Origin of the sequence: Arthrobacter sp. NQ7, assembly GCF_029581595.2 — a bacterium.
GTDB lineage: Bacteria > Actinomycetota > Actinomycetes > Actinomycetales > Micrococcaceae > Arthrobacter > Arthrobacter phenanthrenivorans_B.
This window is the reverse complement of record NZ_JARFXU020000014.1, coordinates 1-25498: the sequence shown is the minus strand read 5'-3', so window position 1 is coordinate 25498 and position 25498 is coordinate 1. Positions and strand designations below refer to the sequence as shown.

22 protein-coding genes and 1 pseudogene are annotated in these 25498 nt (G+C 67.9%); 4 read left to right on the top strand and 19 right to left on the bottom strand.

The window, feature by feature from the left end:
- Positions 1 to 18 precede the first annotated feature (18 nt).
- Positions 19 to 714: a PASTA domain-containing protein gene (locus tag PUN71_RS23190; RefSeq protein ID WP_502860778.1), complete on the top strand. Its 696-nt coding sequence runs from the start codon at positions 19 to 21 to the stop codon at positions 712 to 714.
- Positions 715 to 774: 60 nt separating this feature from the next.
- Here the strand turns inward: PUN71_RS23190 and PUN71_RS14860 are convergent, their stop codons facing one another.
- The 8 genes from PUN71_RS14860 to PUN71_RS14825 form a co-directional block, all read right to left on the bottom strand.
- Positions 775 to 1599, bottom strand: coding sequence for a class I SAM-dependent methyltransferase (locus tag PUN71_RS14860; RefSeq protein WP_277799018.1), 825 nt, complete (start codon positions 1597 to 1599; stop codon positions 775 to 777).
- Positions 1600 to 1646: 47 nt separating this feature from the next.
- Entirely contained in the window at positions 1647 to 2876 is a 1230-nt protein-coding gene (manD, locus tag PUN71_RS14855; protein WP_277799017.1) for a D-mannonate dehydratase ManD, read from the bottom strand.
- A gap of 50 nt (positions 2877 to 2926) precedes the next feature.
- The gene (locus PUN71_RS14850; RefSeq protein ID WP_277799016.1) at positions 2927 to 3898 is read right to left on the bottom strand and encodes a sugar kinase; all 972 of its coding nucleotides are present in this window, start codon (positions 3896 to 3898) and stop codon (positions 2927 to 2929) included.
- Complete coding sequence (locus PUN71_RS14845; protein ID WP_277799015.1) at positions 3895 to 4572, bottom strand: bifunctional 4-hydroxy-2-oxoglutarate aldolase/2-dehydro-3-deoxy-phosphogluconate aldolase; 678 nt, start codon at positions 4570 to 4572, stop codon at positions 3895 to 3897. The genes PUN71_RS14850 and PUN71_RS14845 overlap by 4 nt, the downstream gene beginning before the upstream one ends.
- Before the next feature lie 4 nt (positions 4573 to 4576).
- Positions 4577 to 5725, bottom strand: a complete 1149-nt coding sequence (gene dgoD / locus PUN71_RS14840; RefSeq protein ID WP_043449832.1) for a galactonate dehydratase — start codon at positions 5723 to 5725, stop codon at positions 4577 to 4579.
- A 10-nt stretch (positions 5726 to 5735) separates the two neighbouring features.
- Positions 5736 to 6611, bottom strand: a complete 876-nt coding sequence (locus PUN71_RS14835) for a carbohydrate ABC transporter permease (RefSeq protein WP_277799014.1) — start codon at positions 6609 to 6611, stop codon at positions 5736 to 5738.
- A complete protein-coding gene (locus tag PUN71_RS14830) occupies positions 6608 to 7561 on the bottom strand; it encodes a carbohydrate ABC transporter permease (RefSeq protein WP_277799013.1) in 954 nt (317 codons plus the stop codon). Before PUN71_RS14830 ends, PUN71_RS14835 begins: the two co-directional genes overlap by 4 nt.
- An 85-nt stretch (positions 7562 to 7646) precedes the next feature.
- The gene (locus tag PUN71_RS14825) at positions 7647 to 8945 is read right to left on the bottom strand and encodes an ABC transporter substrate-binding protein (protein WP_277799012.1); all 1299 of its coding nucleotides are present in this window, start codon (positions 8943 to 8945) and stop codon (positions 7647 to 7649) included.
- Between the two features lie 136 nt (positions 8946 to 9081).
- On the opposite strand from PUN71_RS14825, the gene PUN71_RS14820 reads away from it, so the two are divergent.
- Entirely contained in the window at positions 9082 to 9834 is a 753-nt protein-coding gene (locus PUN71_RS14820; RefSeq protein ID WP_277799011.1) for a FadR/GntR family transcriptional regulator, read from the top strand.
- Positions 9835 to 9862: 28 nt separating this feature from the next.
- Here the strand turns inward: PUN71_RS14820 and PUN71_RS14815 are convergent, their stop codons facing one another.
- From PUN71_RS14815 to PUN71_RS14800, 4 genes and pseudogenes are all read right to left on the bottom strand, one after another.
- Positions 9863 to 10825, bottom strand: a complete 963-nt coding sequence (locus PUN71_RS14815; RefSeq protein WP_277799010.1) for an alpha/beta hydrolase — start codon at positions 10823 to 10825, stop codon at positions 9863 to 9865.
- Positions 10822 to 11811, bottom strand: coding sequence for an alpha/beta hydrolase fold domain-containing protein (locus PUN71_RS14810; protein ID WP_277799009.1), 990 nt, complete (start codon positions 11809 to 11811; stop codon positions 10822 to 10824). Before PUN71_RS14810 ends, PUN71_RS14815 begins: the two co-directional genes overlap by 4 nt.
- Positions 11808 to 13415 carry a family 78 glycoside hydrolase catalytic domain gene (locus PUN71_RS14805; protein WP_277799008.1) on the bottom strand — a complete coding sequence of 536 codons (1608 nt, stop codon included), beginning with the start codon at positions 13413 to 13415 and terminating at the stop codon, positions 11808 to 11810. The genes PUN71_RS14810 and PUN71_RS14805 overlap by 4 nt, the downstream gene beginning before the upstream one ends.
- 61 nt (positions 13416 to 13476) lie before the next feature.
- Positions 13477 to 14493: pseudogene (locus PUN71_RS14800) on the bottom strand (alpha-L-rhamnosidase N-terminal domain-containing protein); the annotation flags it as partial.
- A 195-nt stretch (positions 14494 to 14688) separates the two neighbouring features.
- On the opposite strand from PUN71_RS14800, the gene PUN71_RS14795 reads away from it, so the two are divergent.
- Positions 14689 to 15519: an IclR family transcriptional regulator gene (locus PUN71_RS14795; protein ID WP_052259931.1), complete on the top strand. Its 831-nt coding sequence runs from the start codon at positions 14689 to 14691 to the stop codon at positions 15517 to 15519.
- Between the two features lie 39 nt (positions 15520 to 15558).
- On the opposite strand, the gene PUN71_RS14790 is transcribed toward PUN71_RS14795, so the two are convergent.
- Positions 15559 to 16485: a LysR family transcriptional regulator gene (locus tag PUN71_RS14790; RefSeq protein ID WP_277799007.1), complete on the bottom strand. Its 927-nt coding sequence runs from the start codon at positions 16483 to 16485 to the stop codon at positions 15559 to 15561.
- 118 nt (positions 16486 to 16603) lie between these two features.
- Here PUN71_RS14790 and PUN71_RS14785 point away from each other — a divergent pair, with 118 nt between their 5' ends.
- Positions 16604 to 16936, top strand: coding sequence for a CBU_0592 family membrane protein (locus PUN71_RS14785; protein ID WP_043449850.1), 333 nt, complete (start codon positions 16604 to 16606; stop codon positions 16934 to 16936).
- A gap of 41 nt (positions 16937 to 16977) precedes the next feature.
- Here the strand turns inward: PUN71_RS14785 and PUN71_RS14780 are convergent, their stop codons facing one another.
- From PUN71_RS14780 to PUN71_RS14755, 6 genes are all read right to left on the bottom strand, one after another.
- Entirely contained in the window at positions 16978 to 17442 is a 465-nt protein-coding gene (locus PUN71_RS14780) for a DUF8821 family protein (protein ID WP_043449852.1), read from the bottom strand.
- A gap of 97 nt (positions 17443 to 17539) precedes the next feature.
- Entirely contained in the window at positions 17540 to 19819 is a 2280-nt protein-coding gene (locus tag PUN71_RS14775; RefSeq protein WP_277799006.1) for a family 78 glycoside hydrolase catalytic domain, read from the bottom strand.
- Between the two features lie 37 nt (positions 19820 to 19856).
- A complete protein-coding gene (locus PUN71_RS14770; RefSeq protein WP_043449856.1) occupies positions 19857 to 20861 on the bottom strand; it encodes an oligopeptide/dipeptide ABC transporter ATP-binding protein in 1005 nt (334 codons plus the stop codon).
- Positions 20858 to 22951 carry a dipeptide/oligopeptide/nickel ABC transporter permease/ATP-binding protein gene (locus PUN71_RS14765; protein WP_277799005.1) on the bottom strand — a complete coding sequence of 698 codons (2094 nt, stop codon included), beginning with the start codon at positions 22949 to 22951 and terminating at the stop codon, positions 20858 to 20860. Before PUN71_RS14765 ends, PUN71_RS14770 begins: the two co-directional genes overlap by 4 nt.
- Positions 22948 to 23901 (bottom strand): ABC transporter permease, encoded by a 954-nt coding sequence (locus tag PUN71_RS14760; protein ID WP_043449860.1) that lies wholly within the window; start codon positions 23899 to 23901, stop codon positions 22948 to 22950. Before PUN71_RS14760 ends, PUN71_RS14765 begins: the two co-directional genes overlap by 4 nt.
- A 64-nt stretch (positions 23902 to 23965) precedes the next feature.
- Positions 23966 to 25498: ABC transporter substrate-binding protein (locus PUN71_RS14755; RefSeq protein ID WP_277799004.1), on the bottom strand; the 1533-nt coding region annotated here is incomplete at its 5' end.

Here is a 25498-nt window from a genome sequence, read left to right as displayed (position 1 = left end):
TCAGGATATCCTGACATCATGGGTGCGCAACGGGATCCATGGGGCGAGGGCCGAACCGCGTGGGAGCGCCTGCGCGCATGGTTCGGCGATGCCCGCGACGCCCCGCCGGGCAGTGCAGAAGCCCTGGGTGCGCTCAGTGACATCCGGCAGTTGCGGTATCTGCTGGATCAAGCGGAGCTGGCGGCCGTTCAGGCGGCACGTCGCCAAGGCTCGTCGTGGGCAGAAGTCGCCGCCCGGTTGGGGATGGCCCGGCAATCGGCGTGGGAACGCTGGCGGGATTTGGACGAGGCGGTTCCAACGGGAGTCGTTGTGCCTGCCGTTGACGCGCCGTCGGCCCGCTCCGTGGAAGCTGCGGCCGCCGGGTTAGTGGCGCCTGCAGCGGGAGGAAGGCGCAGGGAGTCAAACGTCACGGTACCGAATGTCGTCGGTTTATCCCTCGATTCAGCTCGGACAGTCCTGGTGGACAGCAAACTCGTCGCGATCGGACCCGATCCGGACGGCCTGCCAGACGATGCGTCCGGTTGGCCCAGCGGCGTGGTCACCGACCAGAGTCCGGAATCGGGAGCGAGCGTGCCCATAGGATCGCCGGTTACCCTGTGGTTGGGCAGGGGCGGCACGGCGGGCGACCGTGAGCCGCGGCGACCGTCCCCGGGGCCGCGGAGCCTGCGGGCAATGCGGGAAGAACCTGCCAGCGACGCGTCAAGCGGGAACTGAAACGGGATGGGGAACCTCCAAATCTGTGCACGACAGGGGCTCCGGGGGTGGCTCTGACAATCAGGACGGCTTCGAGCACACGAACATGACGGTCCTGATGCGCCGCTCGGTGAGGTTGGCCACCTGGTTGGCAGTCATCTGCGCGTAACTGCTGCCAAGGAACGTCGCGAAGGTCACCGGTGGCGGCCCCTCCCGTTGAATTTTGGCGAGCATCTTCTGGAACCAGGCGAGGCTTTCAGCCGACGAGTCGGCTTCGGAGACGACATCAAAACCTGCCCGCGGGAGGAGTTCGCGCATCTCGTCCAGGGTCACGGGAAAGCTTGTCGTAGAGTCATTGGCCCACGGCACCGGGTAGTGCACGTCGCCGCCTTCACCCTGGAGGACGTCGTAAACCACGAACCGGCCGCCCGGACGCAGGACACGGAAGGCTTCTGCGTACAGCGCGTGCTTGTCCGCGATATTCATGGCCACATGCATGGTCAGCGCCGCATCCATGGAGGCGTCGGCAAGCCCGGTGGCTGTTGCGTCGCCGACCTGGAAGCTGGTGCGGCCGGACAGGCCTGTCCACTCCGAGAACGCCGTCGCTACCTCGCAGAATTCAGGCGTGAGGTCGATCCCTGTCACGGTACACCCGGTCACCTCGGCGAGCGTCCGTGCGGGGCCTCCCAATCCGCTGCCAAGGTCGAGCACATGGGAATCTGCGGTGAGGGCGAGTGCTTCGATGATTTCCAAGGTGGCCCTTCGGCCACGGATGTGGAACTCGTCAACAGCTGCGAGATCGGCAGTCCGCAGCGTCGTACGGTCCACACCGGCCGCGTCCAGGGCAGAACCGATGGCCGCCAAAAGTTCGCCGGGCCCTGTGTAGAAGGCGGAGACCTGGTTCATTGCGCCATCCTCACACCGGGTGGCCGTGGGGTCAACGGGAAGCGCGATTACCAGTCGTGGACGGTGCCGTCGACCAGGCGGTTGTAGGGCAGGTAGGCCTGCTGGTACGGGTAGGCCGCGGCGGCTTCTTCGTTGAATTCGACGCCGATACCCGGCTTGTCGCCCGGGTGCAGGTACCCGTCCACGAACGTCATGGACTGCTCGAAGACCTCGTTGGTCCTGGCCGAGTGCTGCATGTACTCCTGGATCCCGTAGTTATGGATCGCCAACCCCACATGCAGCTGCGCCGCGAACCCCACCGGCGAAATATCCGTCGGACCATGGAACCCCGACTTGATCTGGTACTGCGCGGCGAAATCCATCACCTTCTTCAACGGCGAAATCCCGCCAAAATGCGTGGACGCCGCCCGCACATAATCAATCAGCTGCTCCTTGATCAGCGTCTGGAAGTCGAACACCGTATTGAAGATTTCACCGATCGCCAGCGGCGTGGTGGTGTGCTGCCGGACCAGCCGCAAACCCTCCTGGTTCTCCGCCGGCGTGCAGTCCTCCAACCAGAACAAGTCATACGGCTCCAGCGCCTTGCCCAGCTTCGCCGCCTGGATCGGCGTCATCCGGTGATGCCCGTCATGCAGCAACGGGAGCTCCGGACCAAACTCATTCCGCACCGCCTCAAACACCGTCGGCAGGTGCCGCAAATACGCCCGGGTGTCCCAGTCCTCCTCCTGCGGGAACGCACCCCGCCCGGCCGGCTCATAGTCATACCGCTCCCCCGACGCCTGCGCCTGCGCAGCCACCCCATAAACAGCCTTGATCCCCGGGATCGCGGTCTGGATCCGGATCGACTTATACCCCAACTCCAAATGCTCCCGCACCGAATCAAACAACGACTCAATATCCGACCCCGACGCATGCCCATACGCCCGCAACCCGTTCCGCGACGCACCGCCCAGCAACTGGTACACCGGCAACCCGGCCACCTTGCCCTTGATATCCCACAACGCCATATCCACCGCAGCAATCGCCGCCATCGTCACCGGACCCCGCCGCCAATACGCACTCCGGTACAGGAACTGCCACGTATCCTCGATCCGGTGCGCATCCTTGCCGACCAGCAACTGCGCCACATGCTCCTTCAAATACGCCGCAACAGCCAACTCACGACCGTTCAACGTCGCATCACCAATCCCGGTCACACCGTCCTCCGTCGTGATCCGCAACGTCACGAAATTCCGCGACGGACTGGTAACAAACACATCGGCGGCAATGATCTTCATGGCTGGTCCTTTTCGGGTCGGCGGGAAATGTGGGATGGATGGGACAGGCATCAGCGGTGGGTGCTGCCCCTGGCGGCGTCGAGCAAGGCAAGCTCTCCGCGACGCGGGAACCCTTCCCAGTCGCCGCGGGTGCTGACGGCGAAGGCACCGGCCAGGATGCCGCGCGCCAGGCGGCCGGCCACATCGTCGCCGTCGAGCAAGGCGGAAAGGTAGCCGGCGGTGAAGGCGTCGCCGGCCCCCACGGTGTCCACGCTTGTCACTGCGAGGGCGGGCGCTTCAAGGAAGCCTTCGCGTGTATGGACGGCAGCACCAGCCGCTCCGCGCTTCACCACGACTTCCCTGACGCCGGCTTCCAACAGACATTCTGCGGCGGATGCCTCGTCCGCAGCATGTCCTGCCGCCCCGCTCCGTGCCCGGGCCGGGGCAATCAAGTCCAGTTCGTCGTCGGACGCGATGACGATGGTGGCGTGCCGCGCCAAAGGTGCCAGGACCTCCCTCGCCTGCTCACGCGGCCAGAGCTTGCTGCGGTAGTTGACGTCGACCGAAACCAGGATCCCTTCAGCCGCGGCCCGTTCCGCAGCGTATTCCACGGCGTCCCGGGCCTCCGGACTGAGCGCCGCGGTGATGCCGGTCAGGTGCAGGATCCGTGCCCCGCGGTCCAGGGCGGCGGCAACATGGCCGCGCGAGACCGTGGATCCGGCGGACCCGGCGCGGTAGTAGAAGGCCCTGCTGAGGTCGGCGGTGCGCTGTTCCAGGAACATCACCCCGGTGCTCCGCCCGGGATGCACAGTGTGGTGCAGCTGGACTCCCTCGCCCCGCAGCTGCGCCTGGATGAACTCGCCGTGCGGATCCGCGCCCACCACGCCGGCCCAGGCTGCCGAATGGCCAAGGCGTGCGATGCCGATGGCAACGTTCGATTCCGCCCCGGCCACCTGCATGTTCAGGGTGCCTCCGGATGCCAGGGGTCCGGCGGACCGGAGCGAAACCATGGACTCGCCGAAGGTCAGGAGGTCCACCGTCACGAAGGGGTCCCGGTGCGGGCTGCGAAGTCTGCGGCGAGGCCCAGGAACCCCCGGGCGCGGTCCCGCATACCGGTGAGGTCGCCGCCGGAGGCGGCTTTGCCGAACAGGGGGCCGCCCAGTCCGACGGCAATGGCGCCGGCCTCCCAGTAGCCGGTGGCTTCGTCAAGGCCAACACCGCCCACGGCAATGAAGGGGATATCCGGGAACGGATCGCGGACGGCCTTTAGGTAGCCCGGGCCCCCGATCGAGGCCGGAAACAGCTTGATGGCCGTGGCGCCGCGCTCCATGGCCTCGTAGGCCTCGCTGGGCGTCAGCGCCCCGGCCAGGACCGGAATCCCGGCCGCGGCGGCCTCGCTGATCGAGGGGGCCAGGGAGGGGGTGACGATGAACTGGGCACCGGCAGCGGTGACGTGTTCGACGTCGGACTGGCTGAGGACCGTGCCGGCGCCCACCAGGCAGCCGGCCGGGGCAGCCGCGCGGACTTCGCGGATGGCCTCCAGCGCGTTAGGTGTGGTGAGGGCGATCTCGACGTACTTGAAGCCCTCCTCCATGGCGGCCAGCGCCGCCTGGGCGGCAGCACCGCCGTCGTTCCCGCGGACGATGCCCACGAGCCGGGCCTGCCGGATGCCGGCCAGCAGGCCGGCCGAGGTGACAACTGTGTTTTGGGAGGTCATGGGTTCACCATTCTGCGAAGGATCCGTCGGGGTGGCGCCACACCGGGCCGCGCCAGGCATGCCCTCTCTTGTCGGCGGCACGGACCACGGCCTCGTCGATTTCGACACCCAGTCCCGGCCCCGTAAGCCGCTCGATGTGCCCGTCCACGAACTTGAACGGCGTCTTGTCCACCACGTAGTCGAGCACTTCGGCACCCTGGTTGTAGTGGATCCCGATGCTTTGTTCCTGGATCAGGAAGTTGGGGGTGGCGAAGCCCACCTGAAGGCAGGCGGCGAGTGCCAGGGGGCCGAGCGGACAGTGCGGGGCGAGCTGGACTTCATACACTTCGGCCAGCGCGGCGATCTTGCGGACCTCGGTGATTCCGCCGGCGTGCGAGAGGTCCGGCTGGGCCACGGCAATGCCGGCCTGCAGGGCGGGCAGGAACTCCTGCCGGTTGTAGAGCCGCTCACCGGTTGACACGGGGGTGGTGGTGGAAGCGGTGAATTCGCGCAGCAGGTGGGTGTTTTCCGGCACCACGGGCTCCTCGAGGAAGAAGGGCCGGAACGGCTCCAGCAGCGGCGCCACCCGCCTGGCGTTGGCCAGGCTGAAGCGGCCGTGGAAGTCGACGGCCACGTCCCTGTGGTCGCCCAGGACCTGGCGGGCCGCGGCAACACGGCGGATGACGCCGTCGATCTCTGCCACGGAGGCAACCGGGCTCATCCGGCCGCTGGCATTCATCTTGACGGCGGTGAGTCCCACCTCCAGCTGGGCGCTGATCTGGTCCGCCACCTCGTTCGGCTCGTCACCGCCCACCCAGCCGTACATCCGGATCCGGTCGCGGACGTGGCCGCCCAGGAGTTGGTGCACGGGGGTGTTGAAGTGCTTGCCGGCGATGTCCCACAGCGCCTGGTCCAGGCCGGACACGGCGCTGGCCAGGATGGGCCCGCCCCGGTAGAAGGACCCTTTGGTCATGACCTGCCAGTGGTCTTCGATCCGGAGGGCGTCCCTGCCGATGAGCAGTTCCGAGAGTTGCCCGACGGCGGTGCGCACCGTTTCGCTGCGGCCCTCGCAGGTGGCCTCGCCCCACCCCACGATTCCGCTTTCGGTTTCGATCCGGACAAAGAGCCAGCGGGGTGGAACGAGGAAGGTTTCGATCCGGCTGATGACGGTCACGCGGTGGTTCCTAACCCTTGGTGGCGCCGGCGGTCAGGCCGGAGACTATGTACTTCTGCGTGAAGAGCGCAATGATCATGATGGGGATGGTGACCACTGTTGCCGCGGCCATCAGGCCGCCCCAGTCGATGCTGGCGTAGGAGACGAAGTCGAAGATCGCCACCGGCAGGGTCTTGGTCTTGGCGCCGGAGAGCACCAGCGCGAACATGAAGTTGTTCCACGAGAAGATGAAGGACAGGATGCCGGCGGTGGCGATGCCGGATACCGCCAGCGGAAGCGTGATCAGCCGGAACGCACCGATCGGAGTGAGACCGTCCACCTCGGCCGATTCCTCCAGCTCCAGCGGAAGCGAATCGAAGTAGCTCATCATGATGTAGACGATCAGCGGGAGCGCGACGAACATGTGGCTGAGGATGAGGACCTCAAACTTGCCCACCATGCGCAGGTTGGAGAAGACGTAGTACCAGGGCACCAGCAGCGATACGCCGGGGATGACGCGCGCCATGAGGACCACCAGCGCGGAGCGGTGCATGGTGAACCGGCTCATGGCGTAGGCAGCGGGAACGCCCAGGACGATGGACAGTGCCGTGGAGACGAACGCCACCCAGAAGCTGTTGACGACGAACACGAAGTAGTTGTTGCGCTGCAGCACGTTGGCGTAGTTCTCGAAGGTGGGCGAGAACAGGAAGGCCTTTGCGGTGTCGTAGATGTCCACGTTGGTCTTCAGCGACGCCAGGAGCATCCAGAACAGGGGTGCCAGCAGGAACAGCACCACCACGATCAGGGCCACCACCCGGAAGACCTTGTAGGCGCGGGTGCCCAGCGGCTTGCGCCTGCGCGGGGCCTTGCTGGTGGCGGTGGCGGCGGAATCTGTCATGACGGTCATTTGCTTACCGCTTTCTTGCGCATGGTGAGCAGCCACATGGAGCCGATGATGATCATGAAGAACAGGATCAGCACCGCCGAGGAGAGCCCGTACTGGTTGTAGTCGAAGCTCAGTCCGTAGGCGTAGACGTTCAGCGTCTCCACTTCGTGGAAGGAGCCGCCGCCCTTGCCCTTGGTGGCGTAGAGGATGTCGAAGGTCTTCAGGGCATCGATGCCGCGCAGCAGGATGGCCACGATCACGGTGGGCATCATGAGGGGCAGCGTGATGAAGAAGAAGCGCTGGAAGGCGTTGGCGCCGTCCACGCGGGCGGCCTCATCCGGTTCGTCGGACAGCGAGGTCAGGCCGGCCAGCAGGATCAGGACCACCATGGGGGTCCACTGCCAGACGTCCATGAAGATGGTGGTGCCCAGTGCGGTGTCCTGGCCGGACAGCCACGGCTGCGGCGGGATGCCCACCATGCCCAGGAGCTGGTTGACGAAACCGATGTTGGGGTCGAAGATCAGCCGCCACATCATGCCGACGGCGACCGGGGTGGCCACCAGGGGAAGCAGGATGGCAACCCGGACCCACTTTTCGCCCCGGAAGGGACGCCAGAGGAGCAGCGCCACCCCCATCCCCAGCACCACTTCGAAGGCCAGCGCGACGCCGGTGAAGGCCAGCGTGCGTCCCACGGCAGGCCAGAACCGCTCGGCATCGCTGAGGACCGTGAGGTAGTTCTGCAGACCCACGAACTCTGTTGCGGCACGCACGGAGCCCTGGGAGTCCGTAAGGCTCAGGTAGACGGTCCAGGCGAGGGGGAAGACGATCAGGACGCCGACAAAAATCATGGCCGGCGCGGCGAAGAGCCATTTGCGGTGCCGGTTGGCCCAGGCGGAGAAGCTCCCCCGGGCACCGGTGGGGCCGCCGGCACCGCGGGTGCGGGCACTGCGGGGAGGGTTCAGAACAGACATGGTTCACCTAAGGGTTTGGGGGTGAAGTGGGCCGCCGGGACGGCTGCGGTCCGTCCCGGCGGGAGTGTGGCTTGCGCCCGGCGTCCTACTTCTTTTCGCTGTCCAGGAAGCTCTGGAAAGCGGTCTGGGCGTCGTTGGCAGCGGCTGCTGCGTCTCCACCGGTGATGGTGGCGACGATCGGCGCACCCACGATTTCGCGCGCCTTGCCTACGGTGACCACCTCGGGCCGGTCGTGGCCCACGCCGTTCTTGGCGCTGGCGGAGATCGCGTCAGCGAGGTCCTTGGGGTAGGTGGAGGTTCCGTCAGGGTTGGACCAGACGGAGGTACGCGGGCCGGGGACGCCGGCTTTCTGGGCTTCCAGGGTGCGTTCCTTGCTGGTTGCCCACTGGATGAACTTCCAGGCGTTGTCCTGGTTGCTGGAGTTCTGGTTCACGCCCAGGGCCCAGGACGGGATGTTGTAGGGCTTGGAACCGGCGGGGCCGGCGGGCAGCGCGGCGAACCCAACCTTGTCCGCCACCTTGGACTTGGCGGGGTCGGTGGCGTTCTTGTAGAGCGAATCGGCCTCGGTGTAGAAGGCGGCGCCGCCCTGGGTGAAGATGGCCATCGCTTCAGGCCAGCTCATGTCCGTGCTGACGTTGGCGGGGCCGTAGTTGCGGATCAGGCCGCCGTAGTAGGCGTAGGCCTTCTTGGCTGCATCGGTGTTGACCGAGGCCTTGCCGCCGGCGTCCATGAAGTCGCCGCCGAAGCTGTACAGGAAGCTGGAGAACTGGGTGACTGCGGCGGATTTGCCGGTGCGGGCCACGAAGCCGGCGGTGTCCGGGGAGGATGCCTTGATGGCCTTGGCTGCGGCTTCCAGTTCCTCCATGGTCTTGGGCACCTGGAGCCCTGCGGCCTGCAGCAGGTCCTTGCGGTAGTACAGGACCTCGCGTTCGGTGATGATCGGGACACCGACCACCTTGCCGTCAACCGTGGTGGCCTTGACGGGGCCTTCCTGGTAGTCCTTCCAGTCCCAGCCCGAGTCGGAGGAGACGTTCTTGGTCAGGTCCGCCAGGTAGCCGTTCTTGGCGAAAGCCTTGCCCTCCTGGAGCGGGCGGTACATCATGACGTCGATTTCGTCGCTGCCCGCGTTGAGCTTGACGTTGTACTGGTCTGAAAGCTGGTCCTCGCCCAGCTGCGTGAGCTCAACCTTGAGCCCGCTGGACTTTTCGAACTCCGGAATGGCGGCCTTGATGCCCTCGGTCCAGACGTGGTTGGCCAGGGTGACGCGGACGGTGCCGGACTCCTTCGCCTGGTCGCTGCCGCCACCGCCGCCGCTGCAGGCGGTGAGCCCCAGCGACATCGCCGCGGCCACTGCCGCGTACTTCACAATTGAACGCCGCTTCATTACGACTCCCTTTGTTCAAGGCCGCGGACGTGCCGGGCCGGTTGCATGACGCCTCGTTACGTCTGCTCTGTTTAGCGAGCATAAACAAATAAGGCAGACATATACAAGACCTTGCACCAGCCCATATGATTTATTCATGACCATCCCAAAGGCGGCGTTCTCCCCTGACCTGCACGCGTCGCTGGTGGAGAACCTGGGGCTGGCCATCGCGGCGGGAACCCTGGCGCCGAACTCGATCCTCCGGCTGGATGAGCTGGAGGCGCAGCACAAGGTATCCCGCTCCGTCATCCGCGAAGCCACACGCGTCCTGTCCTCCATGGGCATGCTGGAGTCGCGCCGCCGGCTTGGCACGGTGGTGCAGCCGGAGGCCAGCTGGAACCTCTACGACCCGCAGGTGATCCGGTGGCGGCTGGCGTCGGCGAAGCGGCTGGAGCAACTGCGGGCGCTGAATGAGCTTCGCGGCGCCATTGAGCCGCAGGCCGCCCGGCTCGCCGCGGAGCGGGCGTCACTGGATGAAGCCAGCGACCTCGTCTCCATGGCCGCGCGGCTGTGGGCGGCGGGCCAGCGCGGGGACCAGGAACAGTTCCTGCGGCTGGACATCGAGTTCCACGCCGCAGTCCTCAACGCCTCGGGCAACTTGATGTTCTCGCAGCTGCACAACCTCGTGGCTGAAGTGCTCTCCGGGCGGACCCAGCACGGGCTCATGCCACACCTTCCGGACCACGAGGCCCTGCAGTTGCACGTGGATGTTGCCAGCGCCGTCCAGCGCCGTGAGGCCGGCGCCGCCCACGCGGCCATGAGCAGGATCGTGGAGCAGTCCACCGAGGAAATGGGCGACATTTGGTCCAGCAGCCATGCTTCCGATATTGAATCCGCGGAAAAGGGCTGACCCCGGCTTCGGCGGGACCCGGCCGGCGCTAGGCCTTTACCGCCTCCAGCTCCCCGGCCAGGAACTCCAGCGCGGGGAGACCTTCCGGCAGCCCTGCCGTGTGGTTGAGGTGACCGTGTACCCCGCCTTCGGCGAGGAAGAAGGACACCGGGACCCGGGCCTGCGCCAAAGTTGACGCGAACAGCTCGGTGGAGCCGCGGGCGTCGTCGTACTCGCAGGCAAGCACCGCCGTGGGCGGAAGCCCGGCAGGGTCCGCGTAGCCTGGCATGGCGTAGGACGGTGCCATGCTGACCGGGCCGCCCACGTAGTTCTCCGCCGTGCGGATGCAGTCCTCCAGGGTGAACCGCAGGTGGCGCGGAAGTCCTGCCATGACGGCGTCGTCCAGTCCCCCGGCCGGCGGCGGGAGTTCGGCGTGCAGGAAGGGGTAGGCCAGCAGGAGCTTGGCGGGCAGCGGCTTGCCCGCGTCGATCAGGTAGAGCGCGGCGCCCACGGCCAGGTTGCCGCCGGCACCGGCCCCGCCCAGGCACAGCAGGTCCGGATCCAGCCCCAGCGCTTCGGCATTCTCCCGCGCCCAGAACCATCCCGCCAAAGCGTCGTCGTGCGGGATTGGGTAGGCCACGCCGTCCCGGGCCAGGCGGTAATCCACGGAGAGCACGGGCGTGCCCCGGTGGGCCAGGAACCGCGCCAGGTAGTCCGATTCGGGGCTGTCCACGCTGCCGCTGACGAAGCCGCCGCCGTGCAGCCACACCAGCCCGGGGCTGTCCGAACGGGCAGGTCCGCCGTAGATGCGGATGCCTACCGGCCCGTGGCGCCCCTCGGCGGTAACGCTGTGGATGGGTACATCCGGGCCCGGCGAGCGCTCCGCGTCCGGGTTCAGGAACTGCGGCCCTTCAGGGCTGGCGAGGTACTCGGCGAATCCGGCGGGTTCTCCGTGCGCTGCGGCAGCGGAAGCCTCCGCGGACATGGCGGCGGGTCCTGTTCGGGGTGTCATGGTGTGCCCAGCTTCCGGGAAAAGTAGTCGACGGCGGCGGCCAGGATGCTGTCCAGCTGGTCCTCGGCGCCGAAAAAGCAGTGGTCCCCGCCCTCGACGGTCACCACCTCGTGTTCCACTCCGGCGTCGGCGAGCGCTGCCGCAAGTATGTCTGTTTGGGAATGCGGCACCAGCCCGTCGGCGTCGCCGTGCACCAGCAAGAACGGAGCGGCGTCGGCGGTCACGTAGCTGACGGGGCTGGCCGCGGCCAGCAGTTCCGGATCGTCCGATCCGCCCACCAACATGTGTTCCGGCTGCAGGGACATGCCCGGCGGCACCGCGGCGGTCAAGGCGGGCGGGAACAGCCCTTCGGGGGTGCTTATCGGGGGAATATCCACCAATGAGGACACGCCGTAGAAGTCGACGACGGCGCTGACGCCGCTCGGGTGCCCTTGGGCACCGAGGCCGCCATCAAGATCGCCGCGGTTGCCGGTGAGGCCAAGCAGCGCCACGAGGTGTCCGCCGGCGGATTCGCCCCAGGCACCGAACCGCTCCGGGTCGACGTTGAGGACGGTGGCAAATTCCCGCAGGTACCGGACGGCGGCCTTGAGGTCGTGAAGCTGCGCGGGGAACGGCGCTTCGAGGGAGTGCCGGTAGTCCGCGGTGGCGCAGGCGATGCCGGCCTCGTTGAGCAGCCGGAAGACCGAGCCGGGCGCGAAGGTGGGCGGCAGTTCCCGCCGGTCGCCCAGCTGGAACGCTCCCCCGTGGACCCAGAGCACCAGCGGAACGGGCCCGGAAGCCTTGCGCGGAAGCCAGATGTCCATTGTCAGGGGCCGGAACCCCAGGGCCTTGGCGTAGGTGACTTCCCGGTGCACGGCCGAGATATCCGAGACGTGCTCCGGCGTCCCGGGAGCGTCGAAGACCGGGAACGGCGGGATGTTCCGGCCACCCGGCCGGGACGAATCGCGGGCAGGATCAAGGACTTCGGTGGTTTCTTCCACTGTCATAGTGTGCTCCTCATCAGTTCAGGTTGTGCGTTGTCCCCGCCGGTGGCGGCAACGAAAGTATGGGTGCCGGGGCCGACGACGGCGGGCGGTGCGCCGGGCAGCAGCACCTCCGCCGTAGTGCCGGCCGGGATCGTGGCCGTGAGCGTCAGCCCGCCGTCGTCCGGTGCCCCGTCCTTCAGCGTCCAGGCCACCTCGACCAGGCCGCGGGGGCCACGATGCGACGTGGCTGCGGAGGTGAGGCCTGCGCCGGGGCGCGGTTCGATGATGATCCGCTCCCAGCCCGCACTGCCCGGTGCCTGGCGCAGTCCGGCCGTGTATCGGTGCAGGAAGGACACCACGGCGCCCTTGCTGTAGTGGTTGAGCGACTGGTGCGGGTTGCCGCCGGCGTCGATGCCTTCCCACAGTTCCCAGACGGTGGTGGCGCCGCGGTCCACCATGGCCAGCCAGGACGGTCCGGTGTCCTGCATCAGCAGTTCGTAGGCCAGCCCCAGCGCACCGTTGCCGGCCAGGACGGGCAGCAGGTAGGGGGTGGCCAGGAAGCCCGTGCCCAGGTGCGTGCCGGCGTCCCGGATGAGCGAGGTGAGCTGGGCGGTGACGGTGGCGCGGTGTTCCGGGCTGACCAGGTGGAAGGCGAGGGCGCGGACGCAGTTGGCCTGGCTGGCGTGGGTGACGTGCCCGGAGGAGTCCAGGTATTCGGTTTCCCAGGCGTTCCGGATGTTGGCCGAGAGTTCCGCCAGTGCCGCGGCCTCCCCGTGGCGCCCCAGGACAGTTGCGATGCGGGCCATCAGGTCCGTGGTGTGCCGGTAATAGGCGGTGGCGACGATGCCGTGGTCAGCGGTGCGGGCGGCGAACAGGTCCGGCTCGGGCCCGTCCGGTTCCATCCACTCGCCGAAGTGGAATCCGGTGTCCCACAGGAACTGCTCGTGCGGTGCCGGGGCGGGGTTGGCGGCGGCCCGGGAGGCATGCCGGTGGCTTTCCGCGGAGGTCCGGACAAAGTCCAGCCAGCCCTGCATGGCACCCCAGTTCTCGGCCAGGACCGAGGCGTCGCCGGTTGCCAGGTACAGCTCCCACGGCACCATCACGACTGCGTCGCCCCAGCCTGCGGACCCGTTGGTGAAGCCCATGAAGTCGGCCGAGGTGACCGCCGGCCCGGGCGTAGGTGAGATGTTGGCGATGACCCCGTTCTCCCACTGGTCGGCCCGAACGTCCCGCAACCACTTCCGGGAGAATCCGGTGACGTCGTACAGGTAGGCGGCGGTGGGCACGAACAGCTGCCAGTCCCCGGTCCAGCCGGCTTTTTCGCGCTGCGGGCAGTCGGTGGGGACCTCGCAGGAGTTGCCCAGGAAGCTCCATTCCACGATGTCGTGGAGCTTGTTCAGCCGCTCATTGCTGCAACTGAAGGTGCCAATCCGTGGGAGGTCGGTCCGGACCAGGCAGCCCGTGATGTCCACGGCCTCCAGGTCCTCCCGCAGGCCCTGCACCGAGACGTACCGGAACCCGTGGGTGGTGTGCCGTGGCTCGAAGACTTCGCCGGGGGCGCCGGAGGAGATGACGGTATCCACCTGCCCGGGCGTCCAGGAAGCCGCCAGGGCGGCGGAAGTCATGCGGGCGCAGGTGGTCCCGGGTGACGTCGCCGTCCCTGCCGAGGGATTCTCCGTATTCCACAGTGACAGTGTCGCCGGGGGCTCCCAGCCTGCCGAGCCGGACCCAACCGTGGAGGTTCTGGCCGAAGTCCACCACCTGGTGGCCGTTGGGAAGCCGTGTGATGGATACCGGGGCCAATTCCTGCGTCACCCGGGTGGGAGGGCTGATGGGCCCGGTGAGGGTTTCGAGGCTGCCGGGACGGACGACGGCGGGCTGGACGACGGCGGGACGCAGCACAGGTGCGTCCCGCACCCCTGGTGGCCTCCCGCCGTCGGCCATCCGGAAGTCCACCCGCTGGCCGCCCATGAGGTCGGCGCTGGTGATCTCCGTTGCGGCCACCTGCCACGCCGCGTCGGTGCCGATGACCTGCCTGTCCCCGCCGGACTCCAGCTCCAGCTGCGCCAGGAAGGCTGTGTGCGTGCCGTACATGTCGGCGTCGCGCGTGTACCCGAAGGTGCCGCGGTACCAGCCGTCGGTGAGGACAGCGCGGACGGTATTTTGGCCCGTCCGCAGCAGTCCGGTGATGTCATAGGTTTGGACCTGGAGGGTGGTGTTATAGCTGGTGGAGCCCGGCGTGAGCTGCTGGTCGCCCACGCGGCGGCCGTTGATGAACAGCTCATAGATGCCGTGCGCGGTGGCGTACGCACGGGCCTGCTGCGGGACGGTGTCCAGCCTGAAGTCCTTGGCCAGGGCGTAGCCGGGGCGTTCCCCGGGCGCAGGCACCGCATCCTCGCCGGGCCCGATCCACTGGGCCACCCAGTCCGTGGCCTGGAGGAGACCCAGCTCGACCGGCATCGGCTCGGACCAGTCGCTGGCTTCTTCGGCGCCGTTCCCATCGGCGTTCCAGGTCCGGACCTGCCACTCGAAGCGGTCCCTGGATTGCAGCGCCGGTCCGCTGTACGGGATGCCGCTGCAGGCAGCCGACTCCACCTTTCCGGTGTCCCAGCCGTTGCTGGCCGTGATCCGGTAGGCGGTCTGCGTTGTTGTGCCGGCGGGCGGCGTCCAGCTGAGACTGGGCTCCCGGATGGTCAGGCCCATCGCTTCGGCCAGGTGCTCGGCCCGGAGCCGGGTGGGGGCGGTCATGGGTGGAACTCCTGGAGTGCGGTGGCTGGGAGTTCCAGCTTGGTCTGCGGCAGCCCCGGCTCCACAGGGAGCTTTCAATGGTTGGAATAGTATTGTGGTTCAGCTCACTGCGAGGCATCGCAACTATCGACGGCGCTAGGAACCACTGCCATGACTGTCTCCCCCGAAACGGACACCCCGGCCGCCCGCGGCAAGCGGCCGAAGCAGGGCGAGCCGGTGATCGACCGGGCGTTGAGCCTGCTCGCCGTCTTTTCGGACCGGCGCCGGGCACTGACCCTCTCCGAACTGGCGCGGTACGCGGACATGCCCGCCCCCACCGCCCTGCGGCTGATTGCCCGGCTGGTGGCGTGGGGTGCCCTTGAACGGCTGGACGACGGCCGCTATGTGGTGGGGGTCCGGCTCTGGGAGGTGGCATCGCTGTCGCCGCGCGGGCACGGGGTCCGCGAGATAGCGCTCCCGTACCTGGAGGACCTGTTCGAGGTCACCCGGCACCATGTCCTGCTGGCGGTGCGGGACAACGAGGAAGCGGTGCTGATCGAGCGGTTGTCCTCCAAAGACGCCACCGAAGTGGCTTACCGGGTGGGCGGCCGGGCACCACTGCGGTCCACCGCCGTCGGGCTGGTGCTGCTGGCCGGCGCGGACCAGCAGTTCCAGGAAACCATCCTGGCCAAACCGCCGGAGAAGGAATTGGGTGTGGCCGAGATGCCCGAGGGGCAGCTCCGCCGGACCCTGTCCGATGTCCGCCGCACGGGCATCGCGATGATTCGGCGTACCCACCCATCCATGACGGTGTCCGTGGCGTCCCCCATCCTTGACGCGCAGGGCGCCGTTGCGGCATCGCTGTCCATCGTGGTGCCGGACGGGTCCACTCCGCCGAACGTCCTGGCCCCGGCGGTGCGGGCCGCCGCCCGGGCGGTCTCCCGAAACCTGGGCTACCAGGCGCAGGCGAGCACCGGCCTCTGGACGCATTCGCAGGGCTAAGCCTCCACGTCCCGGCTGCCCTGCCGCTGGCAGCGCCGGTCAGGACGCAGACCTCGTGTCGAACGCGGCCGCAGATTCCCGCAGGAGTCGCGCAACCGTGTCGACGGGCATGCTGCTGTGCCGCCGTCGTCCGGCGAACCGCCGCAGGACGATGCGCCGCGTGCCCAGCCCGGGAACGTCCAGGACCTCCACCCCGTCCTGCACCACGCCGGTCAGGGCGAGGGTGGGGACGATGGCCACGCCCTCACCGGCAGCAACGAGGGCGAGGGCGGTCAGCGTGTCCTGGTACTGGTGCACGGTTTCCACGGGGGCGCCCGTGGCGCGGCCCAGCCGCCCGAGGACCGATACGTTGGCCGCCGAGGGCTCCACCCCCAGCCACGGAAGGGGCAGGCGCCCCAGGTCGATGTTCTCCGTGGTGAGCAGGGACCCTGCCGGCACCACCAGCTTCCAGGGCTCGTCCAGCAATGGTTCTTCAATGAGCCCCGCCCCAAGTGGACCTTGCCCCGCCGTCGTCGAATCAAGTTCCACCACGACGGCGTCGAGCTGGCGCTGCCGCAGCAACCGCATCAGGACGGGGAAGTCGTCCTCCACGATATGGATCTGCAACTGCGGGTACTGGCGGCGCCATCCGGGGAGGCGCGGTATGACGACAGTGCGGACGAAACTCGTGAACCCGCCCACGCGCACCACACCTTCCACGGTGGCCCCGCCTTCCATCCGGGCAAGGGCCACGCTGAGGGCGCGTTCGATCTCTTCTCCCGCTTCGGCAATGGCCAGGCCGGCAGGGGTCAACACAGACCCTTTTGGTGTGCGCAGCACCAGGGCGTGCCCCGTTTCATCCTCCAACTTGCTGAGCTGCTGGGATACGGCGGAGGGCGTAATGCGCAGTTCATCGGCGGCTGCGAGGACACCGCCCGAGCGGGCGACGGCAAGAAGTACGCGCACGCGGCGGGGATCCAGGTCCATATTAAGTAGTTCTAAACCACAGCTTCAGAAAAAAGCAATTGAACTAAAGGCAGGCGGGCCCCAATAATTGCGAATGAAGGGCCGGAAGGCCGGCCGGGCGGGGTGTTGGGAGGCAGTCATGGAACTGATGCTGGAAATTGCGGGCTGGGCCGGCGCGGTCGTGATTCTCAGCGCCTTCCTTGCCGTTTCCATGGGGTGGCTCAAGGCCGGCAAGGGCTTCCAGGCCGCAAATCTCCTCGGCGCGTGCGCATTTATTGCCAACGGCGCGGTTCACGAGGCATGGCCGTCGGTGGTAACGAATGTGGCCTGGCTCCTGATTTCCGCCACGGCGCTCTTCCGACTGAGGGCCGGCGGCTTGACCAGGAAGGCGGAGGCCTCACCGGTGCAACTCCCCGGCGTTCCGGACACCACCGGCCAGCTGGCCGTCGTCGAACCGACGCGGGCAGCCTGACCCACGGCGTCCGCCGGTGGTTCAGTCCCTGCCGGCAGTGTTCAGTACTCGCCCTTGATCACGAAGTACGAGCCGCGGATGGTGCCGGCGAGCTTGGACTTCTGGCGAGCGAACTTGAAGCTGGCTGCCAATTCCCCGGGGACCTCCATCCCGTCCGATAGCTTGAAGCCCACAGCCCGTTTGCCGCCGTCCTCGATGCTGTACATGACGTTGATGGACAGCCCGGACTCGTAGAACACGTACGTCATCCGCAGGCCGTCCACTTCGAAGGACGACACCTCGAGCGGCTTGGCGGCGATGACCAGGTCCCGCTCCGACTTAAGGATGGTGTTCACGTACTCGAGCAGTTCGGGCGCGTCCTGGGCAGGGGTGGTGGTGAAATCGTGGCCGTACTTGTTCTTGTAGTAGCGGGCCTCGTTGGCTCGCAGCCCGGCCAAGGCATCCGCCACCGGTGATGATTCCAAACCGACTGTCGAGACGTCCTTGAAATCCACGGTGTACGGCATGAGTCCTCCTGGCGACGATGTTTTGGACATCGTCGCAGATAAGCGGTGGCTGCGCACCTGGCCCGGACGCCTTCTTCCGGGCCCGGAGCAGCTTTCGCTATGTCGCCAGGGCGCCCAATGCCGCGGCGAAACGGTGCGTCCCGCCAGCAATGGCGTGCCGGGCACCGTCCGGAAGCACGACGTCGGCCGCCACCCCCTCAGGCACGGTCGCCTCAAGCAGGAACCCGCCGCCGTCGACCTTCCATTCCACCCGGACCTGGCCGTGCGGTGTCTTCAGGGAGGTCCGTGCCCAGTCAATCCCCTCCCCCGGCTGTGGCGCGATGAGCACCCGGGCGTAGCCCGGTTCCAGGGGCCGGATGCCGCCGATGGCCTTGTGCATCCAGTCCGCCACGGCGCCCAGGGCGTAGTGGTTGAAGCTGGTCATCTGCCCGGGGTTGATGGTGCCGTCCGGGAGCATGGAATCCCAGCGTTCCCAGACGGTGGTGGCACCCATGGTGACCGGGTACAGCCAGGACGGACAGCCCTCCTCCAGCAGGAGCCGGTAAGCCTCGTCCACGTGTCCGGTGTCCGTGAGGGCGTGGGTGATGAACGGCGTGCCCGCGAACCCCGTGGACACCCTGTAGTTGTTGTCCCGCACCAGTTCCGCCAGCCGGTTGCCGGCAAACTCCCTCAACTCCGTGGTGGCCAGGAGGTCGAAGGCGATGGCCAGCGCGTAGACGGTGGTGCAGTCGCTGCGGATGGTGCCACCGGCACCCACGTAGTGTTCGGCGAAGGCTGCCCGCACCCGGGCGGCGAGCGCCTCGAAGTGGGCCTCGTCGTCGTGCTTTCCCAGGAGTCCGGCCGTCTGCGCGGTGAGGCGCGCGGTCCGGTACATGCAAGCGGTGGCCACGACGGCGGTGTCCGCCTTGGCTGCCCACGGCTGGTCCGGCGCGGCATCAGGGTCCAGCCAGTCGCCGAACTGGAAGCCGGAATCCCACAGCCCGGACGGTGAGAGCAGGCCCTCCACGCGACGGGTGTGCGCTGCCATGGATTCGTACTGGTTCCGCAGCACGCCGAGGTCCCCGTACGCTTCCCAGAGCGCCCACGGCACCCAGACCGACGCCTCGCTCCAGAGCGCCGACGACTCCGGGGCCGGGAATTCCGGCGGCTGAGGGCAGTACTTGAGGGCGTCCGGCACGGTGATGGGAACCAGCCCGTCCTGCGCCTTCTGCTCGGCTGCCAGGTCCAGGAGCCAGTCCTGCAAAAAGCCCTTGACGTCGTAAAGGAACGCCGCAGTGGGGGTGAAAACGCCGATGTCGCCGGTCCAGCCCAGCCGCTCGTCGCGCTGCGGGCAGTCGGTGGGCAGGTCCAGGAAGTTGCCGCGCAGGCCCCAGACGATGTTGCGGTGCAACTGGTTCACGAGCCCGTTGGAGCACTCAAACGTGCCGGTGCGTTCCAGGTCGGAGTGGACCACCACGGCTTCGAGGTCCTCCTCCGTGAGCTCCCCGGGCCAGCCGGTGATTTCGGCATAGCGGAAGCCGTGGAAGGTCTTGGTGGGTTCGAAGACGTCCCGGCCGCCGGAAAGGATGAAGGTGTCCGTGGCCTTGGCCGACCGCAGCGGCCGGACGCCAAGCTCGCCGTCCTCCAGCACCTCGGCGTGCCGCACGCTGATGGCCTGCCCGGCCTCCCCCTGGACGGTGAACCGGAGCCAGCCCACCAGGTTCTGGCCGAAGTCCACCAGCGTTTTGCCGCTTGGCGAGGTGAAGATTTCCACGGGATGCACGACGCCGGCACGCACCACAGGCGGGCCCACCGGCTCAGCCAGCCGGTCGGCGTCGAACGCCAGGGTACGCACGCCGGTCCAGTCAGTACCGGGCGCGAAGCCGGGCTCCGCCCAGCCGTGGACAGCCTTCCGGGCGTCGATGGTCTGCCCGTCGTACAGGTCGTTGAAAGTGGTGGCCGACGGACCGGCCTGCCAGCTGGCGTCGGTGCCAACGGACTGAACGTGGCCATCTTCGAACTCGATGTCCAGCTGGCCCAGGAAACCCAGCTCGGAACCGTAGAGGTTGGACATGCCGTGCCACGCCAGCCTGCCGCGGTACCAGCCGTTGCCCAGCTCCGCACCAACGACGGTGCGGGGTCCCACCAGGGCGGTGACGTCGTAGGTGCGGTACCGGAGCCGCCACTCGTAGGAGCTCCAGCCCGGGCTCAGGACATCCTCCCCCACTGGCGTGCCGTTGATGCAGGCCTCGTAGATGCCGAGGGCGGTGGCGCGCAGCGTCGCCTTCACCACGCCGCCGTGCCCCTCCCCGAGCGTGAACTCCTTGCGGAGGCGCGGGGCGCCGTCGAAGTCCTGCCCGGGGGTGATCATGGCGGCGAGCCAGGGTGTGGAAGTCATTGATGAGGTGGTCCGTTCTGGAGTGGAGGCAAAGGTACTAGGCATAGTGGCAGGCGACGTCCGCCGCGCCAACGCGGCGCAGCGCCGGCCGTTCGGTGGCACACAGCTCGGTGGCCAGCGGGCAGCGGAGCCGGAAGGGGCAGCCCCCGGGCGCAGGCACGGCGGCGGCACCCGTGCGGACACCCAGCGATTCCCGGGCCTCACGGCGCGCCGCCTGCTCGGCAGGGCGGGGCACCGGTGAGGCGGCCACGAGGGCCTGGGTGAAGGGGTGCTGCGGGTTTTCGGTGACGGCGGCGGCCGGTCCGCTCTCCATCACCTGGCCGCGGTACAGGACCACCACACGCTGGGCCAGGAACTGCACCACGGCAATGTCGTGCGCGATGAACAGGTAGCTGAGGCCCCGCTCGTCGCGGAGATCGGCCAGCAAGTTGAGGACCTGCGCCTGGGTGGAGAGGTCAAGGGCGCTGACGGCCTCGTCGCAAACCACCAGCCGGGGATCGCAGATCAGGGCGCGGGCCACGGAGATGCGCTGGCGCTGGCCGCCGGAAAACTGGCTCGGGTACCGGTCCACGGCCTCGCGCGGCAGGCCCACCCGCTCCAGCATGTCCTCCGCTTTCACCCGGGCCTCCGCAGCGGCGATGCCGCGCAGGCGCAGGGGTTCGGCCAGGGAGGTGCCGATGGTGTTCCGGGGGTTCAGGGAGGAGTTGGGGTCCTGGAAGACGGCCCGCAGTTCCCCGCCCAGGTCCCGGCGCTGGGCGGCGGTAGCGGAGGTGATGTCCCGGCCCTGGTAGCTGATGGTGCCGCCGGAAACTTTCTGCAGGCCGAGGATCGCCTTCCCGATGGTGGACTTGCCGGAGCCGGATTCCCCCACCAGGCCCACCGTTTCACCGGGGGCGATACTGAAGCTGACGCGGTCGACGGCGGCGGGTGCGGCGGCTGCCTTCCGTCCCCGGCCGTAGCGGACCACCAGATCCTTGACCTCAAGCATGGGGACGGCGGTGGCCGGCGTGGAACCGGCGCGTTCCGTGACTGCGGTGCTCATGCCATGTCCTTTTCGGTGAGTAGCGTCTGTTGGGGGCTGACCTCGAGCAGGCGGGAGGCCGGGATGTCCGTGGCCAGCCAGTCCATGCCTTCGACGGCGAGCTGGTCCGCCTTCACGCACCGCACCAGGCCTTCTCCCGCGCCGGAGGGCAGCAGCGGGACGGGTTCGAGGCAGGCGGAGCCGGCAAACTGGCACCGGGCGGCGAAACGGCAGCCGGTGGGCCAGTCCTTGGGCTGCGGCACCTGGCCGCTGATGGTGGCGAGGCGTTCCGGCATGTCGTCTGCATGGTTGGCGTGCGGGTCCGCGGCCAGCAGGGCCAGTGTGTAGGGGTGGCGGGGGCTGTCCAGGATGGCCGCGGTCCTGCCGTTTTCCACCACCTGCCCTGCGTACATCACGGCCACCTGGTCGCAGATGTCCGCCACCACGCCAAGGTCGTGGGTGACCATGACCACGGACATGCCGGTGTCCTTCACCAGTGCACGGAGCAGGGACAGGATCTCGGCCTGGACCGTGACATCCAGGGCAGTGGTGGGTTCGTCCGCCACCAGCAGTTTCGGTTTGCCGGACAGCGCGAGGGCGATCGCCACACGCTGCGCCATGCCGCCGCTGATCTGGTGCGGATAGGTCTTCAGGATCCGGGCAGCATCAACGATGCCCACCTTCTCCAGCAGGCTGAGCGCTTCCTTGCGGGCCTCGGCCTTGCCCGTTCCGCGGAGCCGGCGGATGGTGGCAGTGAGCTGGTAGCCGACGGTGAACATCGGGTCCAGGGCGCGCATGGGCTCCTGGCTGATCAGGGCGATCTCGCGGCCGCGGACGGATTCCATGTCCTTGTCCGTGGTGGCGGCAAGGTTCCTGCCGTTCCAGAGGATTTGTCCGCCGGTGACGGAAACGCCGGAGGGCAGCAGTCCGAGCAGGGACAGCGCAGTCATGGTCTTGCCGCAGCCGGACTCCCCCACAAGGCCCAGGACCGTGCCCTGTTCGACGTCGAAGGAGACGTCGGTGACGAGCCGGACGCCGTTGTCGACGCCGATCGAGAGGTTGCGGACGCTGAGCGTCCCCCTGGCTGCGCGTCCGCCCGGGGCGCCGTCCTCCGCGGCATGGACGGGTGCGGCTGCCGCGATGGCTGCGACTGCCTTGGCGCGTTGCCGGCGTGCGGCAGCCGAGGGCAGGTGCGGCGCGGCGGCGTTGGGGGCCTTGCCCAGGGCGTTGCCGATGGCATTGGCGGACAGGACGGTGAGGGCCAGGACGGCACCGGTGGGCACCATCATCCAGGGGGCGTCGTAGACATGCTGGGAGGCGCCTTGGATCATTCCGCCCCAGCTGGGCTGCGGGATGGGCGGCCCGAAGCCGATGAAGGCCAGGCCGGCCTGGATGAGCATGCCGACGGCGAAGATGAGTGCCGCCTGGACCACGATGGTGTTGGCCAGCCCGGGCAGGACGTGGCGGAGGCTGATGCGCAGCGGGCCGGCGCCGTCCACCTTGGCGGCGTCCACATAGAGCTGGGACTGCAGCGACTTGGCCTGGCCCAGGATTACCCGGTAGATGCCGGCGGACATCAGGATGCCAAGGATGGCCATGACCACGGGGATGTTGGTTCCCACCGCGCCGATCACGGCCAGGATGATCACCGTGCCCGGCAGGGACATCATGACCTCGGTGACCCGGCTGATCACGCCTTCGGTCCGTTCACCCGCACCGGCGGCAGCCATGGCCAGGATGGTGCCAAGTGTGACGCCGACAATGACCGTGAGCATTGAGGTCCCGAGGGTGCCGACCGCCGCGGCGAAGATGCGGCTGAGGATGTCGCGGCCCAGTTCATCGGTTCCCAGCCAGTGCGCGGCGGTGGGGCCGGAGAGGACGGCAGTGAAGTCCTGGTCCTCGGTTTTGAAGGGCAGCCACAGCGGTGCGGTCAGCGACGCGGTGACGAGCGCGGCGAGCCAGACGAGGCCGGCTACGGCGCTGGGCGAGGTGAACAGCCGGTGCCGGGAAAATCTGGTGATGGCCGCCCTGCCGGCGTTGCGCGCGGGAGCCGCTGCCGCCGTCGTGGTTTCTGCCTGGTCTGCGGGGGCCGGAGCCATTGAAGGGATCATGAGGCACGCAACTTCGGGTCGAGGAACTTGGTGGCCAGCTCCAGCACCAGGTTGACGGCGACCACCACCACGGTGGCGATGACCACCACGCCCTGGACGGCGGGGGCGTCATGGGTGCTGACCGAGGTCTGGACGGCCTGGCCCAGGCCGGGCATGGCGAACAGCTGCTCGGCGATGACGGAGCCGCCGAACAGGCCGATGAACTGCAGGGCGATGCCGGCCACGATGGGCAGGCTGGCGTAGCGCAGGGCGTGGACGTAGAGGATCTTCCAGGTGGGGGTGGCCGTGGCACGCAGCGTTCGGATGTGCTCCTGCTGCAGGGCCTCGAGCATGGAGGCCCTGGTCTGCCGGGCGATGAACGCCGCACCGCCCACGGCCAGGGTGATTACCGGCAGCGCCAGCGACAGGGCCCAGTCCTGCGGGGAGACCTCGAACGGGACGTAGCCGGTGGCGGGAAAGATGGAGGACTGGACGGCAAAGAGGTAGACGAAGAGGACGCCCACCCAGAACGCGGGCAGGGCAACCAGGAGGCCGACGAAGCCGCCGATGGCCTGGTCCAGCAGTCCCCCGCGGACGGCCGCGGTGACGCCAAGGGCGATGCCCAGGACGGCACTGAGGATGGTGGCACCGGCGGCAAGGGAGGCGGTGACAGGCAACCGGCTCGCCAGGTCTGCGCTGACGGAGCGGCCATCGATGAGCGAGATGCCCAGGTCGCCCTGGACCGCGGAACCGAGCCAGGTGAAGAACTGAGTGAGGAGCGGGTCGTTCCAGCCCAGCCGCTGGTTGACCTCGTCGATGGCTTCCTGGGAGGCGCCGGCGCCGAGGGACACGGCCCCGGGGCTGCCCGGCATTGCGTGCACCAGCAGGAATGCCAGCACCGCAACCACCAGCACGGTGGCCAGCGCCATCAGCAGGCGCTTAGTGATGAATAGTGCCATGGTGACCTCCATCGGTCAGGCCCGTCCCGCCGGGCACTCCCCTTGGCGGGGAGCACCCGGCGGGATGGTGCGGGTGTTAGCTCGCCGGGGTGTAGGACGAAAGGAGCGGGTAGGCGTTGGTGCCGGCGAACTTCACCGGGGCCACCTTCTTGGTGTTGTAGCCCTGGTTGGTGAGGGCCTCGTACAGCGGGATCATCCAGCCGGACTCCACCAGGCGGGTGTTCAGCTTGGTGGCGGCTGTTTTGGCGGCGGCGTCGTCCTTGGCTGCGGCCAGTTCGCCGGTGGCGGCGCTGAGCTGGTCATCGGTGGCCTTCTGGACGTTGGTGAAGCCGTTGAGGACCACGCCGTACATCACGCCGACGGGGTTGTCCCAGTTCAGCGGTGCGTAGCCGAGGGGCGTGGTGGCGACGGCGGCGAAGGCTTCGTCCGTTGACGCGGCCATCTTCACGTTCATGGTGATGCCGACGGCGGCGAGGTCCTTTTGGACGGCCTGCAGGTCCGTCTGGGTCTGGGCGCCGGCGATGATGGTGAACTCGAAGCCGTTGGGGTAGCCTGCCTCAGCCAGCAGGCTCTTGGCCTTGTCCGGGTTGTACGCGAACTCGGTTTCAAGGTCCTTGGTGAAGCCCGCCGAATCCTTGGGGAGGGCGTTCCAGGCCGGGACATCACCCTTGTGCAGTGCGTCCACCAGGGCCTGGCGGTTGACGGCGTACTGGATGGCCTGCCGGACCTTCTCCTGGGCGAACGCCGGGGCGGTCTTGCCGATCTTGTCGAAGGAGATCATGGTGTTGACGGTGCCGCCGATCTGGGTGACGCCGACGCCCTTCGACTTGGCGAAGTCAACCGTGTTCGAGGTCAGCATGGCCACGTCCGCCTGGCCGGACACGAGGGCGTTGGCCCGGGCCTGCGGATCCAGCACCACACTGAAAACCACCTTCTTATAGGCGTACTTGGATGCGTCGGCGCTCTTGTCGTTCTTCACCATCACGTACTTGTTGCCCTTCACCGTGGAGGGGTCCAAGGTGTACGGGCCGGAACCGTCAGGGGTGGCCGCCAGGCTGGCGGTGTCCGTGACACCGTTCTTTCCCACGATCATCCCGGTGGTGGAGGCCAGGTTCTTCTCGAATCCCGGCTGCGGCTTGGCGAACGTCAGGGACACTTGGGTGGGGCCCACCACGTCCACCGAGGTGATTTCCTGCGCGCCGCCCTTGGCGACGGCCGAGTAGGCGCTCAGTGCTGGATCGGAGCGGCGGTCCAGGTTGGCCTTGACCAGTGCGGCGTCGAGCTTGGAGCCGTCCGTGAACGTGACGTCGTCCTTGAGGGTCAGCGTCAGGACTGTTTTGTCCGCGTTGTAAGTGAACTCCTTGGCCAGGCCTGGTCCCGTGGAACCGTCCGGTTGCAGGGTCATGAGGCTGTTGTAGAGGCCTTCGAAGAACTGGCGCTGCGCTGCGGAGACGCGCAACGGGTCGTAGCCGAAGGAGGCCGAGTCGCTGTCGATGGCCAGCGTGATGCTGCTGGTATCGGCTTTGGCGGAGGCCTGGCTGGATCCGCCGCCGCAGGCGGCCAGGGAGCCGATCAGCAGGGCACCGGTCAGGACGGCAGCGCTGCCGCG

Bases quoted from the DNA above. Each gene is read 5' to 3' on its own strand.
- PUN71_RS23190 (WP_502860778.1), top strand. From the start codon at position 19: ATGGGTGCGCAACGGGATCCATGGGGCGAGGGCCGAACCGCGTGGGAG.
- PUN71_RS14860 (WP_277799018.1), bottom strand. From the start codon at position 1,599: ATGAACCAGGTCTCCGCCTTCTACACAGGGCCCGGCGAACTTTTGGCG.
- manD (WP_277799017.1), bottom strand. From the start codon at position 2,876: ATGAAGATCATTGCCGCCGATGTGTTTGTTACCAGTCCGTCGCGGAAT.
- PUN71_RS14845 (WP_277799015.1), bottom strand. From the start codon at position 4,572: ATGACCTCCCAAAACACAGTTGTCACCTCGGCCGGCCTGCTGGCCGGC.
- PUN71_RS14835 (WP_277799014.1), bottom strand. From the start codon at position 6,611: ATGACCGTCATGACAGATTCCGCCGCCACCGCCACCAGCAAGGCCCCG.
- PUN71_RS14830 (WP_277799013.1), bottom strand. From the start codon at position 7,561: ATGTCTGTTCTGAACCCTCCCCGCAGTGCCCGCACCCGCGGTGCCGGC.
- PUN71_RS14825 (WP_277799012.1), bottom strand. From the start codon at position 8,945: ATGAAGCGGCGTTCAATTGTGAAGTACGCGGCAGTGGCCGCGGCGATG.
- PUN71_RS14820 (WP_277799011.1), top strand. From the start codon at position 9,082: ATGACCATCCCAAAGGCGGCGTTCTCCCCTGACCTGCACGCGTCGCTG.
- PUN71_RS14815 (WP_277799010.1), bottom strand. From the start codon at position 10,825: ATGACACCCCGAACAGGACCCGCCGCCATGTCCGCGGAGGCTTCCGCT.
- PUN71_RS14810 (WP_277799009.1), bottom strand. From the start codon at position 11,811: ATGACAGTGGAAGAAACCACCGAAGTCCTTGATCCTGCCCGCGATTCG.
- PUN71_RS14805 (WP_277799008.1), bottom strand. From the start codon at position 13,415: ATGACTTCCGCCGCCCTGGCGGCTTCCTGGACGCCCGGGCAGGTGGAT.
- PUN71_RS14795 (WP_052259931.1), top strand. From the start codon at position 14,689: ATGACTGTCTCCCCCGAAACGGACACCCCGGCCGCCCGCGGCAAGCGG.
- PUN71_RS14790 (WP_277799007.1), bottom strand. From the start codon at position 16,485: ATGGACCTGGATCCCCGCCGCGTGCGCGTACTTCTTGCCGTCGCCCGC.
- PUN71_RS14785 (WP_043449850.1), top strand. From the start codon at position 16,604: ATGGAACTGATGCTGGAAATTGCGGGCTGGGCCGGCGCGGTCGTGATT.
- PUN71_RS14780 (WP_043449852.1), bottom strand. From the start codon at position 17,442: ATGCCGTACACCGTGGATTTCAAGGACGTCTCGACAGTCGGTTTGGAA.
- PUN71_RS14775 (WP_277799006.1), bottom strand. From the start codon at position 19,819: ATGACTTCCACACCCTGGCTCGCCGCCATGATCACCCCCGGGCAGGAC.
- PUN71_RS14770 (WP_043449856.1), bottom strand. From the start codon at position 20,861: ATGAGCACCGCAGTCACGGAACGCGCCGGTTCCACGCCGGCCACCGCC.
- PUN71_RS14765 (WP_277799005.1), bottom strand. From the start codon at position 22,951: ATGATCCCTTCAATGGCTCCGGCCCCCGCAGACCAGGCAGAAACCACG.
- PUN71_RS14760 (WP_043449860.1), bottom strand. From the start codon at position 23,901: ATGGAGGTCACCATGGCACTATTCATCACTAAGCGCCTGCTGATGGCG.